The 15,315-nt window shown below is 59.5% G+C and carries 12 protein-coding genes; 6 read left to right on the plus strand and 6 right to left on the minus strand.

Annotation, left to right across the window (positions count from 1 at the left end; all coding sequences use genetic code 11):
• Nucleotides 1–98 precede the first annotated feature (98 nt).
• From mftC to mftA, 3 genes are read right to left on the minus strand one after another with little or no spacing between them, the layout of a single operon-like run.
• Nucleotides 99–1,139, minus strand: a complete 1,041-nt coding sequence (mftC, locus tag GFER_RS05785; RefSeq protein ID WP_040096879.1) for a mycofactocin radical SAM maturase — start codon at nucleotides 1,137–1,139, stop codon at nucleotides 99–101.
• Nucleotides 1,120–1,377, minus strand: coding sequence for a mycofactocin biosynthesis chaperone MftB (gene mftB / locus GFER_RS05790; RefSeq protein WP_040096881.1), 258 nt, complete (start codon nucleotides 1,375–1,377; stop codon nucleotides 1,120–1,122). The genes mftC and mftB overlap by 20 nt, the downstream gene beginning before the upstream one ends.
• 1 nt (nucleotide 1,378) lies before the next feature.
• Entirely contained in the window at nucleotides 1,379–1,486 is a 108-nt protein-coding gene (mftA, locus tag GFER_RS18145) for a variant-type mycofactocin precursor (protein WP_074669601.1), read from the minus strand.
• A gap of 408 nt (nucleotides 1,487–1,894) precedes the next feature.
• Here mftA and GFER_RS05795 point away from each other — a divergent pair, with 408 nt between their 5' ends.
• Complete coding sequence (locus tag GFER_RS05795) at nucleotides 1,895–2,389, plus strand: NUDIX domain-containing protein (protein ID WP_040096882.1); 495 nt, start codon at nucleotides 1,895–1,897, stop codon at nucleotides 2,387–2,389.
• Here GFER_RS05795 and GFER_RS05800 read toward each other — a convergent pair whose 3' ends face one another.
• On the minus strand, nucleotides 2,390–3,322 hold the full coding sequence (locus tag GFER_RS05800; RefSeq protein ID WP_040096884.1) for an NAD(P)H-binding protein: 933 nt from the start codon (nucleotides 3,320–3,322) through the stop codon (nucleotides 2,390–2,392). It abuts the gene before it with no gap.
• 353 nt (nucleotides 3,323–3,675) lie between these two features.
• Here GFER_RS05800 and GFER_RS05805 point away from each other — a divergent pair, with 353 nt between their 5' ends.
• The 3 genes from GFER_RS05805 (at nucleotide 3,676) to GFER_RS17545 (ending at nucleotide 6,705) form a co-directional block, all read left to right on the plus strand.
• The gene (locus GFER_RS05805) at nucleotides 3,676–4,389 is read left to right on the plus strand and encodes a uracil-DNA glycosylase family protein (RefSeq protein WP_040096885.1); all 714 of its coding nucleotides are present in this window, start codon (nucleotides 3,676–3,678) and stop codon (nucleotides 4,387–4,389) included.
• Between the two features lie 272 nt (nucleotides 4,390–4,661).
• A complete protein-coding gene (locus GFER_RS05810) occupies nucleotides 4,662–6,155 on the plus strand; it encodes an ammonia-forming cytochrome c nitrite reductase subunit c552 (protein ID WP_040096887.1) in 1,494 nt (497 codons plus the stop codon).
• Nucleotides 6,156–6,231: 76 nt separating this feature from the next.
• On the plus strand, nucleotides 6,232–6,705 hold the full coding sequence (locus GFER_RS17545) for a multiheme c-type cytochrome (protein WP_052445998.1): 474 nt from the start codon (nucleotides 6,232–6,234) through the stop codon (nucleotides 6,703–6,705).
• Between the two features lie 83 nt (nucleotides 6,706–6,788).
• Here the strand turns inward: GFER_RS17545 and GFER_RS05820 are convergent, their stop codons facing one another.
• On the minus strand, nucleotides 6,789–7,478 hold the full coding sequence (locus GFER_RS05820) for a response regulator transcription factor (RefSeq protein ID WP_040096889.1): 690 nt from the start codon (nucleotides 7,476–7,478) through the stop codon (nucleotides 6,789–6,791).
• A gap of 79 nt (nucleotides 7,479–7,557) precedes the next feature.
• Complete coding sequence (locus GFER_RS05825) at nucleotides 7,558–9,165, minus strand: sensor histidine kinase (RefSeq protein WP_040096892.1); 1,608 nt, start codon at nucleotides 9,163–9,165, stop codon at nucleotides 7,558–7,560.
• A 263-nt stretch (nucleotides 9,166–9,428) separates the two neighbouring features.
• Here GFER_RS05825 and GFER_RS05830 point away from each other — a divergent pair, with 263 nt between their 5' ends.
• Both GFER_RS05830 and GFER_RS05835 read left to right on the plus strand, forming a co-directional pair.
• A complete protein-coding gene (locus GFER_RS05830) occupies nucleotides 9,429–11,729 on the plus strand; it encodes a Tex family protein (RefSeq protein WP_040097543.1) in 2,301 nt (766 codons plus the stop codon).
• Between the two features lie 426 nt (nucleotides 11,730–12,155).
• The gene (locus GFER_RS05835; protein ID WP_040096894.1) at nucleotides 12,156–15,308 is read left to right on the plus strand and encodes a S8 family serine peptidase; all 3,153 of its coding nucleotides are present in this window, start codon (nucleotides 12,156–12,158) and stop codon (nucleotides 15,306–15,308) included.
• Nucleotides 15,309–15,315 lie beyond the last annotated feature (7 nt).

Consider the following 15,315-nt stretch of genomic DNA (forward strand, 5'->3'; position numbering starts at 1 on the left):
TGAGAAAAATCAGGAAGGGCTTTATTATTTCTCCGAACTTCACGGTATTCTCCGCGATCTCCAGTGAGCGCAGCGAACGGGCGGTGACATCAGGTTTATCAGGCCGCCGCCGTTTTCCGTTCATCGGCAATCGAGGTCACGCAGCGCTCCAGACACTCGGGATCGCCCCCTTGAATGTCGTTTTTGAGATGATACGCCACTGCCGGACAGCCACCGTGACACTGGTCGAATCGCTTGCAATCCTCGCAGGAATGAATACGCAGCCCGCGCAGAGACGCAAAAATCGCCGAGTTATCCCAAATGGTCTGAAAATCGCTCTCCCGCAGGGATCCGGCGGTGAACTGCTCGAGCTGCATAAAGGCGCAGGGGTAAACGTTGCCCGTGGGGCCGACGCAGCAGGTCAGCTTGGCCGCTCCGCACAGGTTGAGTCCCAGGCCCTGGCGCTCCTGCGCGGTGAGGGAGAAAAAGCTGTCGCCGGTACGCACATCACCGCGGCTCTCCAGCCATGTGGAAAAATCCAGTAGCTGCTGGGGGGTGGGACGCAAGGTTTCCCAGTTGTCGCTGCCGCGCCCCGAGGGGCGAAAACGGCTCACCCGCAGGGTCACGCCCAACTCGTCGGCCAGATCGTACATGGCGGGGATTTCGCTCGCATTCTGCCGGGTAAGTACCGTATTGATACTGGTGGGGATGGGGCTCCTGGCGAGCAGGCGCAACGCTCTGATGGCGTCATCGTAAGTGCCTTTTCCGCGAATCGCTTCGCAGGTGACCTGTTCGGCGCCGTCGAGACTCACCTGGATAGCCACCAGGCGGGTGCGCGAGAGACGCTCGATCAGCGCTGCGTCGAGCAGGGTGCCGTTGGTGGAAATGCAGGTCATGATGCCGCGCGCATGGCAGGCGGCGAGAATCTCTTCGAAGTCGGGGCGCATGAAGGGCTCTCCGCCGCCGAAATTGATCTGAAAGACGCCGGTGCTGTACATCTGTTCCACCAGATCGAGGGCCTCGGCGGTGGTGAGTTCGTCCGCCGCCGGATCGCCCGAAGCGGACAGGCAGTGGGTGCAACGCAGGTTGCACGCATAAGTTACTTCCCAGGTCAGATTGACCGGGGCACGCAGCCCCATTTCAACAAATCTGTTGCTCACGGAGAAATCCTTTGTCGAGAAGTTGCGCCACAAGCTTGCGCACAGCATGTTGCTGCCCGCTCGAGAGTCCCGTCGGCAGATCGTCTCCGGTGCGGGTCTCGCTGAAAAAATCGGCGGGGACAAGGCTGCCGGTTGCGGCGAAGAGAAGGCGCGGCCCCCTGCTGTCGTAAAACAGGAGGCCGAACCCTTCTTGCCTCACGCGGCAGGCGGGGTGCAGTGTGATGCCTGCCGCCGCCATCTCAGTACACTCCGCAGATGCCGTCGATGGCCAGTTCTTCCACCTGGATCTCTTCAAGAATTTCCGGCTCTTCGTTGCATACCTCAGTGTTCTGCTTGTCGACTTCCATGCTAATCTCCTTTTCAGCGGTTTTTTGATCAATGCACTTGGCATCGTTGCGTTGCCATGGTTATTGCAACGCAGATGCCAATGAGTAAAACGTTGGTATATAACGGGCTTAGCCCTTAGCCGCTTCCAGGTGTTTTGGGTTTACGCATGAGGGTGTAGAGAAATGGGACAGCCAAGGAGCCTGTTGCAGGGGGGGATGAAAAAATGTGTGTTGCGTTTTTCCCCATCATGGCGAATGTCTACATTGTTCTAAACCGATGTTTTGCATTGATTGGAAGATTGATTTTTTATAACCGTACAGCCTTAACCGCAGGCAGCGGCGGTACCGCTTGCGGCAAGCACTCTGCCTGCGGTGCAATAGGGCGTTTTCATCTGGATAGTTAGGTTTTTTATTGTGAAAGGTTGAGCTATGCATGAACTAAACGCGCATTGCTCCTATTGCGGCGCTCCCTATGCCGACGCCCAGCCCTGGCCGCGTCATTGCCGCAACTGCGGCAATACCAGCTATCTCAACCCCTTGCCCGTGGCAGTGGTGCTCCTGCCTGTCGGAGCCGGGCTGGTAGTCATCCGTCGCAACACTGAGCCGCGCAAGGGCACCCTGACTCTGCCGGGAGGCTACATTGATTTCGGTGAAACCTGGCAACAGGCGGGCAGCCGCGAAGCGCTGGAGGAGACGGGCATCGCAGTATCAAGCGACGAGTTGCGGCTCTACGACGTGATGAACGGGCTCGACGGTACACTTGTCGTCTTCGGCCTGGCGGCGCCCAGACGGGCCGACTGTCTGAAACCTTTTTCCTCCAGTGAAACCCAGGAGGTGCAGCTCATCAAGGGACCGACGGAACTGGGATTTTCCATGCATACCGAGATCGCTGCGCGGTTTTTTGCGCAGCGGGGGAGGGCGTAGCTATGCCTCTGAAAAGCTCCGGCCTGCTTTAAGGCGCGCGGCCCGCTCGGCCAGCGCCTTGCGGATCGCTTCCCGGCAGGGCGTTAATTCAAAGGGGAGCAACTCGCGGATACTGTCATCCCGGCATAGGACGTCGAGGTGGACTCCTTCGAGCAAAGCCCGGGCCACACCGGCATTCACCGGCGTCATCATGGCAATCCATCCGGCCAGAACTTTCGGCATGAAAAAGGGTACCGGCGCGTTGAGGTGGGGAATTTTCATTTCGTCGGCGAAGGTTTCCATGAGATCGTAATAGGTCATGATTTCGGGGCCGCCGATATCAAATGTTCGGCCGGCCGTTTGCTCGTTTTCCAGGCAGCCGACCAGATAGTGGATGGCATCGTCCACGGCAAGGGGTTGGCAGCGGGCGTGAAGCCAGTCTTTTGTGGGAAGTACGATTGAGGTGCGGACCAGAAAACGAATGATCTCATAAGAGGTGCCTCCCTCGCCGAGGATCACGCCTGAGCGCAGTGTCGTCGTCTTGAAAGGTGCGGCTTGCAAAATGTCGGCGACCTTGCTGCGACTGGACAGATGCGCAGACAAGGTTTCTTCGCCCTCGCCCAGGCCGGAGAGATAAATCACCCGGCGAACTCCGGCTTGCTGCGCTGCCGCAGCGAAGTTTTGAGCCGAAATGCGCTCTTTTTCGGCAAAACGGCCTTTTTCGCCCATGGAATGCACCAGGTAGTATGCTGTGTCCACATCGGCCAAAACCCCATCCAGCGTCTGCGCTTGCAGGAGATCCCCTTTCAGGATCTCGGTGCCCTCGGGAAGCGCGCGCGTCATGCGGCGCGACAGACATCGCACGGGAAAGCCCCGCTCCAGCAACGCAGGGACCAGGCGCCGGCCGATAAAGCCCGTTGCCCCGGCGACGAAAACCTTTGCTTTCTCTTCCATCGGTGGAAACTCCTGGGAAGACGTTTTTTTCTGCAAAAAAGCCTATCATGACCGACGGGGAAATATAGCCTCGTTGAAAAAAATTCTGTCGCAACGATTCAGATCAAGGGCCTCAAGATGGATTTTGCACCAAGGTCTTTGTGAAAAATGGCAGTTCGCCCCCTGTGGTTGCATTCCTGGAACGATCCTGCCAGACTTTTGGCGAGGTGATGAAAAAATGGGGATCACTGTTCCGCCTGCCCCGCTGGTCTCGGCAGAATCGCTTGCGGTGAAAACTCGCCCGCGGCACTCAACCGTCACGGCCTGCGGCGCGAAGGGGCATTGCAGCTGAAGTCGTTACAAAGGAAGAGTCCATGACGTTGATAGAAATAACCCGCCGTCTTGCAGCGGATCTGGATCAATTGAGTTTCAAGGAGCCGGTCAGCCATGTCTATAATCCCCTGGATTATGCCTGGAAGTGCCACGAAGCCTATCTGCAACGCTATGGGCAGGGACCCAAAGAGATCGTTTTTCTCGGGATGAATCCCGGGCCCTGGGGAATGGCGCAGACCGGGATTCCTTTCGGCGAGGTCGCCGTTGTGCGCGATTGGCTCCAAATCGATGAGCTTGTCGCGCGTCCGGCGCAGGAAAATCCCGCAAAGCCGGTGACGGGCCTGGCGTGTCGGCGCAGCGAAGTCAGCGGGCGGCGGCTGTGGGGGCTTTTCCGGGAGAAAACGAATACGCCGGAGAGATTTTTCTCACGTTTTTTTGTACTCAACTACTGTCCGCTGCTGTTTCTTGAGCAGTCGGGACGCAACCGCACACCCGTGCAACTGCCGCTTGCGGAACGCAAAAAAATCATGGAAATCTGCGATGAGGCGCTGCGGCGCATGGTTGCGGTGCTGGGGGCAAAAACCCTTGTCGGCATAGGGCAATATGCCGAGGAGCGTGCCCGTGAGGCCCTGTCCGGACAGGACCTGCGTATCGGCCGCATCCTGCATCCCAGCCCGGCCAGTCCAGCCGCCAATCGCGACTGGGCCGGCACCGTCGAGCGGCAACTCGAAGAGCTCGGAATTCGCTTCGAGTAATTGTTGTGCATCCATCGTAGGCTGCACCGATATATCCCCACCTTTCTCCCTGAATTTACCCGACAAATCCCGCCCAAGTAACGCGTCCATCTGGTCACATTTACATCACCTTTACATCGATCCGGGGTAAAAGACAGACAAGGTATTCCATCCGCGGACCGCCGACGCATTTCTGCAGGCAAGGAGGTGATGAATCAATTCGCGGCAGGTGTCGGCCCAAGGTTTAGTTTCTGTCACCCTCACGATGACTCAACCGGAGAGAAGAGGAAACCATGAAAAAATTCATTGCTCTGAGCGTAGCACTGCTGCTGTCGTCGGGCTCTTTGAGCCTGCTCCAGGCCGCCGATCTCGACTTGGGCGAGGGAAATCTGCGTTTCAAGAATCTGCCCCAGTATCAGACCTATCTGAAGAACAACGATGATTCGCAAATGACCGAGTACGGCGGGTCGGTACCGCACCGCAAACACGACGGGGTCAACCCCCTGCCCAAGGGTTACAAGCACGCCCAGCCCTATCTGAAGAATCTCTGGCTCGGCTACCCCTTTAGCTATGAATATGATCGCGCCCGCGGCCATACCTACGCGCTGGACGATGTCTTCAAAATCGACCGCATCAACCGCTACAGCGAGCAGGCCGGGCTGCCGGCCACCTGCCTGAACTGCAAAACCAATACGATTCCCGATCTCCTCGAAAAGCATGGAGACGATTTCTGGGCCTCCGAATTTCACCAGTACCGCGAGGTTCATGACGGCAAGATGCACTCCATCGGCTGCACCAACTGTCACGATCCGGATCAGGCCATGCGACTGGCCATCACCAGCGTACCTCTGGATGAAGCCCTCAAGCGTCAAGGTAAGGACTGGCGCGAAGCTTCACGCCAGGAGATGCGCTCTCTGGTCTGCGCCCAGTGTCATGTCGAGTACTACTTCGAGACCAAGGATTACGGTGTGGCCGCAAAACCCCATTTTCCCTGGGACAAGGGCATGAACCCGGACGATATTTACGCGTTCTTCGCCGCCGGCGACCCAGAGCGCGACGGCTTCAAGGGTCAGTTTGTCGACTGGACGCATGCCGTTTCCAAGACCCCCATGATCAAAACCCAGCATCCCGAATATGAAATGTACCATGACAGCGTGCACGGCGCTGCCGGCGTGTCCTGCGCCGATTGCCACATGCCGCGCGTCAAGGTCGGCCCAGCGACGATTTCTTCGCACCACTGGACTTCGCCGCTGAAGAGCGATGAGATGATCCGCTCGTCCTGCATGGGCTGCCATGGCGATAAGTCACCGGAATTTCTTAAGAGCCGCGTCGTCTACCATCAGGAAAAAACCTGGAACCAGCTGATGGTCGCTCAGGAAAAATCGGTGCGTGCCCACGAGGCGGTGCGTCAGGCCATGGAATTCGAAGGGGTCGACAAGGATGTGCTGGCTGAGGCGCGCGAAATGGTGCGCAAGGGACAGTGGTTCTGGGATTATGTCTCGGCGGAAAACAGCGCGGGCTTCCATAATCCGACCAAGGCGCTGGAAACCTTGGCTCTTTCCCAACAGTACAGCGACGAGGCGGTGCGCCTGGCGACCCGTTCAACCAATTACGCCATCGCCGCCAGCCTCGATAAGCCCATCCAGGATTTGGTGCCCCCCATCATGGAGCACAGCCGCAAGCTGCAGCAGAGCCAGGAGCATCTCGACAGCCACTTCTGGCTGCAGTACCTGCCGAAACTTCCCGAAGCCGAACTGATTTGGGACGGTTACGGGCGGGTGCGCTGAGAGGTGCGGACCTTCTGGAAATGGATTGAGACCAAGCGGGGGAGGCGTTTTGTGATCCCCCTCAAAGGGAGCGATTATGGAAAAACTTAGTACCAAGCTATGGTTGATCGGGGGCACGGCGCTGGTCGTTATCCTGGTGGTCGCCGCCTTGGGCATGGCCCGGCAGACGTCCAAGGACAGCTTCTGCGTGACCTGCCATGCCTACGAGAAGGTCTCCTGGGATTACGGCAAGCATCCCGAAGTCGGCTGCATTGCCTGCCATACCAAGGGGATGGTGCGGGACAAGACCGCCGGGATGCGCAAGGTCTTTCTGACCCTCACGGATCAGGTGGACCCGCACCGCGACAATCTGCCGAGCTACAAAGACAAAATTAATGACAACTGCATCGCCTGCCACTTTGAAGAAGAGCGGCTGGCGTTGATGCCCTTTTTCAAAGAGCGCCATGACGAGTATCGCAAACACACCGAAGCCTGCATGGGCTGCCATGAGGCAGGCCACGTCATCAAGCTCAGGGATCTGCGGCAACCGGGCGTACGTCTGAAAATTTAGTCTGGTCGTCGGCACCAAAGAAAAGGCCCATGCCGGTTCTCAAAGGATCGGCGTGGGCTTTTGCATTGGTGGCCGTGAAAATACTACCCTTCGAAGCGATAACCCTGCCCCATTACCGTGACGATGTAGCGCGGCTCGGCGGCATTGTCCTCGATCTTCTGGCGCAGATGCTGGGTGTGTACATCGATCACCCGGCTCCAGGAATAGAGGCGCGAATCCTTCCACAGCCAACGCCTGATCTCTTCGCGCGTCACCAACTGGTTGCGTTTAGCCACCAGACAACTCAGCAACTGAAATTCCTTCGGCGTGAGAGAAACCTCCTCACCGCGCAGTCTGACCTGGTGATTGGGCAGGTCGATTTCAAGATCTCCCGCGACCACGACCTCAGACGGCGGCACGGGGGGTGGCTGGCGCAGTCGGGCGCGAATGCGCGCCAGCAATTCGCTGGTTTCAAAGGGTTTGACCATATAGTCGTCGGCGCCGATCTCCAGTCCCGTGACCTTGTCGTCGACCTGATCCTTGGCGGTCAGCATGATCACCGGCAGCAGGGGGTGGCGCTCCTTGATCTCGCGACAAAAATCAAGCCCGTCGCCGTCGGGCAGCATCAGGTCGAGCAGCACCAGGGCCGGGCGCTGCAACTCCAGGATTCGCCGCGCTCCCATGAGGGTTTCTGCGGTGAGGATGGAAAAGCCGTGCAGGCCGAGGTTGGCCTTGAGCACCCGGAGGATGTCCGGATCATCGTCAATGGCGAGAAGTTTCGTCGGTTCGCTCATTATTAACTTTCCTCAGGTTTTAGAAACCGCTGCGCACTAGAGCACGACCGGAGGCGACGGCTGTATGGATTGCTGGAAATTACACCGGCAACGTGAAGTACACGCAGGCGCCTTTGCCGTTTTTGCCGTCGGTGGCGCCGATTTCGCCGCCGTGGGCCTTGATGATGGCGCGGCAAATGGCCAGGCCCAGGCCGCAGCCTTCCTTGCCTCCGGCGCGATAGAACTTTTCAAAGATTCTGTCCCGGTCCTGCGCAGCGATTCCCGGTCCTTCATCACAGACTTCGACGTGGATAAAGCGCTCCCGCAGGGCGGCGCACACCTCGATGGTGGAATCTTCAGGAGAGAACTTGACGGCGTTGGCGAGCAGATTGATGAGCACCTGGCGAATGCGGTCCTCGTCGGCCTGGATTTTCGGCAATTGCGCGGGCAGGGCACAGAGCTGCACCCGGCTTAAGGCGGCTTCAAACGTAAAGCCCGTGACGCTCTCCTGGATAACCTGGGTCAGATCCACCGATGAGCGTTGCAGCGAACTCTCCGCACCCATTTCGATGCGTTCGATGTCGAGCATGGTTCTAACCATGCGGATCAAGCGGTGGGTGTTTTTCTGAATGATGTGACAAAAATCCAGCAATTCCTCCCCTTCGGCGTCAAGGGGCGGTCCGGAGCCGCCCAGCTTGGCGGTCACATACTCCATGGCACCGTTGATGGAGGTCAAGGGAGTGCGCAGCTCATGGGCGGCGCGCATGAGAAAATCGGATTTGCGCTCGCTGGCCAGGCTCAACTGCCGGTTTGCGGCAGCCAGTTCCTCGGTGGCGGCGCGGATTTTTCCCTCCAGCCCCTCGTGGTATTGATTGAGGCGGTCGGCCATGGATTCAAAGGAACGCGAGAGATCCTCGAATTCATCGCCGGTGCGCAGGATCGGACCGCCTGGTTCGCGGCTCTCGGAAAAGCCCTGCATGGAGGTGGACAGCCGGTTCATGGGGCTGAGCACCTGACGGCGCAGCAAATAGGTCATTGCTGCGCTCAGAGTGGCTACCACCAGGAGCATGGCGACGAACAGGGTGCGCTTGTTGGCGGCGGCTTCGGCAAAGACTTTGCTCAGGGGTAGGGTGACGCTTATGGCGCCGCGAATGTCACCGACTTCATAGCCTTGCTCGCCGTGGCAGGCCAGGCAGGCTTCTTCCACATACAGGGGGGAGACGTAGCGCAAAAAGGTGCTCCCCTCCAGAGTCTCCATGGCGATGATTTCGGGGAGGGCTTGTTCTTCGAATTGCAGAAGCGCATCGCGCTCAAAGGCGTCGGGAAGGTTTTCGGGGTTGGTCAGTTTGAGGCTGGTGATGTGAAACCAGTACAGTCCTTCGTCCCGGGCATAGTCTGCGAGTTCCTTGGTCACCATGGCGGGGGTTTTGCGGGAATAATGGCGGCTCTGACTGTCGACGATTTCCGGATTGCTGAGGTAGGGATTGGTCTGCGCCCAAGGCAGTCTTTCAACGAACACACCGCCGTGATCGGCAATCCAGCGGCGCATGATGACGATCTGCTGGAAAACGGCGCGCGCCTCATTCTCCGCCTGGCGGATGATCAGGCGTTCCTGACGCTCGTTGATGACATAGAACGTCAGGCTGAGGGCGACCAGCAGAATCAGGCTGCATCCGGCAACCAATTTGACGCTGAGGCTCAGTTTCATGCGATCTCTCCACGGACAGACAAAAATCCCGATTCGAATAAATACTTATCATACAAGGGCCTTATCCCTGGTGTCCAGGAGGCTGTGGGACTCAGAGTTTCTTCAGGCCCGGGGTGCGATCAGCGATTTAAGTGGGAGCTCGGGGCAGAGGGGGCAAAAAGCCTATTGTCGACAATCCTCATTGCCGCTATGCTTGCCTCAAGTTTCGCCCACGGTTTTTTTGCCTCTCAACGCTTCTATCCCCCCTTTTCCAGGTCATAAGAATTTCCATGAAACAGTCATCCGTGCCGGATCTCATCGCCCTGCTGCATCTGGACACCGGCTTGCAGCGCTCTCAGATTGAACAAACCGTCGCCCTGCTCGAAGGCGGGGCCACGGTGCCCTTTATCGCCCGTTACCGCAAGGAGGCCACCGGTGAACTCGACGAGGTGCAGATCCGCCTGGTGGAAGAGCGCCTGGCCTATCTCAAGGAACTCGACGAGCGCCGCCGCACGGTGCTCAAGACCATCGAAGAACAAGGCAAACTGACGCCGGAGCTGCAAGCGCGCATCCTCGCCTGCCGGCAGAAGACCGAGCTGGAAGATCTCTATCTACCCTACAAGCCTAAACGCCGTACCAAGGCGACGATGGCCAGGGAGCAGGGACTGGAGCCTCTGGCCGACGCGATCTTCCAGGCGACGGGTGTGGGCCTCGATCTGCCCGCCCTGGCGGTAGCCTATGTCAACCCTGAGCAGGGTGTCGCCGATGTCGCGGCGGCCTTGCAGGGTGCCGGTTTTATTCTTGCCGAACGCTTTGCCGATACGGCCGAAGCCCGCGCTTTGGTGCGCCGGCTGACCTGGGAGCAGGGGCTGTTTCGCTCCCAGGCACAGCGTGGCAAGGCAGGCACGGTCAGCAAATACGAGATGTACTACGATTTCAGCGAGGCGCTGAAAGTGATCCCCTCGCACCGCATGCTGGCCATGCGTCGCGGCGAGAAGGAAGAGATCCTGCGCCTGCACATCGAGGCGCCCGAAGAGGAGATTTTAAGCCGACTGGCCCAGTTGCTGCTGCCCAAGGCGAGTCCCTGCCGCGACTGGCTCGGGGAGGTTGTAGCCGATGCCTATGGGCGCCTGATCGCGCCGTCCATCGAGGTGGAACTGCGCCAGCAGGCCAAGGACGCCGCCGATGAGGAAGCAATCCGCGTTTTTGCTGAAAACCTGCGCAATTTGCTGCTTGCGGCGCCGGCAGGCAGCCGCCGGGTGCTCGGTGTCGACCCGGGTTTGCGCACCGGCTCCAAGCTGGCGGCGGTGGATGAGACCGGCCGCTTTCTCGCGCATGTCACCATCTATCCCCACACCGGTGGTGGGCGGGTGGATGCGGCCCGGCAGGAGCTGCTGCGTCTGGTGGAACAGCAGCGCATCGAGATGGTGGCTATCGGCAACGGCACCGCCGGTCGCGAGATGGAGCAGTTCGTCCGCCAGTGCTTCAAGGAGAGCGGCGCGAAATTGCCGGTGGTGATGGTCAGCGAGGCGGGCGCCAGCGTCTACTCCGCCTCCGACCTCGCCCGCGAGGAGTTCCCCGAGCTGGATCTGACCGTGCGCGGCGCGATCTCCATTGCCCGGCGCCTTCAGGATCCCCTGGCCGAGCTGGTCAAAGTCGATCCCAAGAGCATCGGCGTCGGCCAGTATCAGCATGATGTCAGCCAGACTGCCCTGAAAAAAGCCCTCGATCAGGTGGTGGAATCCTGCGTCAACTATGTCGGCGTCGATCTCAACACCGCCAGTTGGGCGCTGCTTGGTTTTGTCTCGGGCATCGGCCCCGCACTTGCCAAAACCATTGTTCAGTATCGCGACGAGCAGGGCGCTTTCAACGCGCGCAAGCAATTGCTCAAGGTGCCGCGCTTTGGGAAAAAGGCTTTCGAGCAGGCGGCCGGATTTCTGCGCATCCGCAACGGCGCCCAGCCCCTCGACAATACCGCCGTGCACCCGGAGCGCTACGCCCTGGTGGAGCGCATGGCCGGCGATGCCGGTGTGAAAGTACCGGCCCTTATCGCCCAGCCGCAGCTGCTGGAACAGATTGACCTCAAGCGCTATGTGGCGGGGGATGTCGGCCTGCCGACCCTGCGCGATATCCTCGCCGAACTGCAAAAGCCGGGACGCGATCCACGCGAGAGTTTTGCCGCCACCAGCTTTCGCGAGGACGTTACGGAAATCGCCGATTTGAAGGAGGGGATGAGCCTAAACGGCATCGTGACCAATGTCGCCGCCTTTGGCGCTTTCGTCGACATCGGCGTCCACCAGGATGGCTTGGTGCACATCAGCCAGTTGGCGGATCGTTTCGTCAAAGATCCCAACGAAGTGGTCAAGGTCGGGCAGCAGGTACAGGTGCGGGTCCTGGAAGTCGATGCGCAGCGCAAGCGCATTGCTCTGACCATGCGCAGCGGCGAGGTCCAGGCGGGTAAAAAAGAGACCCAGGGCCGCAAGCCGCAGGGCACGGGGGAAAGAAAGAAGAAAGAGCCGCCGGTCAACGTCAATACGGATCTCGCGGCAGCCCTGGAGAAATCTGGTTTTCGGGTCAAGAAATAGGTCGGCGGCGACCTGATTCTCCCCAAATCAGAACAGGATCGATTATTTTTCCTAAATAACGACCGACCACTCCTTCTTTGATCTCACCGATTCATTCCCTAATAAAAAGCATGTCAGCCATTCTGTATTAAGGTTCTTGTTGTTCCGGCTATCAAAGATTTGAACGCGCACTTTGGAGTCGGTGCTTGATGTTTTGTGTCGGTTTTTAAGGGCTTTAAGGTGTTTTTGTGGGTTTTTGATTTTGTAAATTGACAAGTTTGTACTCTGCGGCATAGTTATCTTGAAGGGTGAATTGTTAATTAACAAATGGCATCGAGAGCGTTGTCATTTGCCTGGCCTCCAGCCGGGAAAGGGAGGTGGCAGGGAAAGCAGGTGGTGGAGAGTTATTTTTAAAAAGCCCTTGTTTAAACCTAAAGGAGACAAGCCATGAACACCTTCTGGATAAGAATCGTTGACGCAAATTTCCAGATGCTCCGAGGCGCAAGCGTGCGTGCCCTCGCCGGCGACCAGAGAGACATCAAGTTGGAGTTCGAAGAGGATCATTGGGTCGGGCGCGGCATGCCCGGCGCGCGGGTGATCCTTGAGGTTGGGGCGCAGGGCTTCGAATCCGAGACGCACGTCGTCGAATTGCGCGATGAGCTGACCCAGGTGGTCATCGGGTTGCGCCAACCGGGACAGCTTTCTTACAGTTACGGGCTTGATCGGCTTGCCTTCGCGCCGGTGGAGGATGCGTTGTTGCTGCGCGTCTGGGGCAAGAATGCGGCCGATGTCTTCGCCAAGCTGGCTCGCGGACAGAAGCTCAAGTGGCGGGCTGTCTCGACACAGGCCGCGAGTTCGCCCGAGGATCTTTTCGTACATGTCGAAGGCGATGTGGAAGGGGTTCAGGCCTTGGCCAAGGAGCTGAGCGCCGGCAAACTCAATGTCGAGATTTCGCGCCCCATCGCACACGGGGAGCGTCCGGCCTTTGGTTTGACCAATGAGCTCATTGTACGTTTTCGGGATGATGTCAGACGGCAGGAGGCAGATCGCCTGGCCGCAGGTGTGGGCCTGAGAATCCTGCGTGAACTCAGGCATGCCGGCAATGCTTTCGTGCTCGCGCGCGAGGGATTTCCCTCCTACGATCTGCTCAAGGCGGCCGATGCCCTGGCGCACAGTGGTCGGGTCATCTATGCCGAACCCAATCTGACTTTTGCCCTCGAACTGGATCAGTACACGCCGAACGATCCGCTGTACGGGCAGGTGCCGCACTTGCCGCTGATCGGGGCCGACGATGCCTGGGATCTGTTGGACAATGTGGCCATCACCCTGCGCGGCGGCTCACCGGATATCACTATCGGCGTCATCGACCCCCACGGGGTGGCGCCCAATCATCCGGAGTTGACGGCCAACTTGACCGATGGCACCAGCAAACTGGTGACTTCCATGAATTTTGTGGTTTCGCCTATCGCCGCGCAAACAGTGGCTGGCCTGGGGGGCGATCACGGCACCCAGTGTGCCGCCTCGGCGACTGCCGCCTTCGATGATAATCGGGGCATTCCGGGCGTCGCGCCCAACTGCCATCTTATCGGCGCGCGTATCGGCGGCTCTGCAAATACGGTGCTCATGGCCGATATCTATCTGTGGGTGGGCGGATTCCTCAACGGGTCCACCGCCGCAGGATTTCCGGCCGCACCGCCGGCACGTGCCGCAGACGTTATCTCGAGTTCCTGGGGCGCCAATGGTCTGGCTCTCTCCAACACCATCCGCGATTGCTTTGATTTTCTCACCACCTATGGCCGCGGCGGCAAAGGATGCGTGTTGCTTTTTTCCCTGGGGAACAACGGCTACCTCGATTTCACCAATGCCGCGGGGGCGTTTTTCAGGGCATGGCCAACCTACCAGAAGACCCTGGCCATCGGCTCAAGCATCAATGTCAATCCCACCAATCCAATACCGGTTTCCTTTCACGCCGATCCCAACGGCAACACCAACAACATTGCCACCGCCGTTGACCGGCGGGCTCTGTTCAGTCCCTTCGGCGCCACCGCCCTGCGCAAGCCTGATCTGGTTTCGCCCTCGCATACGGCCTACAATGGCGCGGGCAACCTCATCGATCCGATTCTCTCGGCGGTGCGCGTCGGCACGGGCAACGTCGATGGTTGCCCGGGGCCGGCCACCTGTAACGACTATGCCGTCTCTTTCGGCGGCACCAGCCACTCCACCCCGACGGTGGCGGGGGCCGTGGCGCTCATCCTGTCCGCGCGTTCCAACCTGAACTGGGTGCAGGTGCGCGACATTCTGCGCCAATCCTGCGCGCGCATCGACGCTGCCCAGACCAACGCCATCGGCCAATGGCAGGATCTCGACGGCAATGGACAGATCGATTACAGCCGCTGGTACGGCGCCGGGCGCCTCGATGTGCAGACGGCGGTGGGGCTGGCCCTGGATGGGGGGCTGCCGCTTTCCGATGTCTATGTGCGCGAGAATCTCGCCGACATTGGCGATGTTCCTTCCGGTGGAAGCTGGTGGGCGAGCCCGGACATCTGGGTGCGCCAGGATGCCGCAACGCCCATTCCGGCGCTTTCCTGGAGCGATCCCCCGCCCCATCAGAATGCCCGGCGCGGACAAAACAACGCGCTGTTCTGCCGGGTGCGCAACCGGGGCACGGCGGCGGCAACCACGGTCTATGTGCGCGCCATGCTGACGCACTGGGCCGGGCTGGAATTTGTCTATCCGGCCGATTTTCAGCCGTCGAACAACGTCGGCGCGCCGGTTCCCAACCCGCTGGTTCCCGGCACCTACCTGATCGGCGAGGAGCGCATCGACAATCTGGGGGTGGGTGCCGACCAGATCGTGAAGTTTACCTGGCCGCAGGCGCTGATTCCCCCGGCCACAGTGGTGGTCGGCGGTGCCACGGTCCACTGGCACCCCTGTCTGCTGGTGGAGGCTTCACCCCATGACGGCCCCGATCCCATCGGCGGCTTGTCGGTGCCGGTGCAGGGCAACAACAACATTGCCCAGCGCAACATCAGCATCGTCGATGCCGCAGATGCCGATGCCGACCTCTTTGTCGGTATGGTCGCCGGTAGCCGCAATGTCTTCGGTGTGGCGACCCTGATCGTCGATGCCACCCTTTTGCGCGGGGCAATCTCCATCCGCCTGCACCTGGCCGATGCGCGTGCCATGAAACAATTCACGGCGGGCATCCGACAAGCGGTTCAGGAGCAGCAGGTTCCAGTGCGCACCGGCGAGGACGGCAAGGGTTGCGCGGTGATCATTGAGCAGCGCACCAAGCTGCGCGTGGAATGCGGATCCTGCGATACGGTGATCGAAGCCGCGGCCGGGTCGAGAATCTTCACCTGCGGCGGCCGACCCGCGACCCCGGTCAAGGTGAATTTCATCAAACATCAGAATCTGGAAGCCGTCGAAATTGTCGGCTTGCAGGGTCAGATCGAAATTCCGCTGCGTCTGGCCGGTGGCCAGTTCGTACCCCTGCTGGTGGCCGTGACCGGAGAGGCCAGCGGTGACTTGCGCCTCGCCCAGCGTCGCGGCGATGGGGAACTCTCGGCGGGATACGGGATTCGCCGCACCCGTTCCTGAAAGCCGA

The sequence above is a fragment of the Geoalkalibacter ferrihydriticus DSM 17813 genome (assembly GCF_000820505.1).
Classification (GTDB): Bacteria; Desulfobacterota; Desulfuromonadia; order Desulfuromonadales; family Geoalkalibacteraceae; genus Geoalkalibacter; species Geoalkalibacter ferrihydriticus.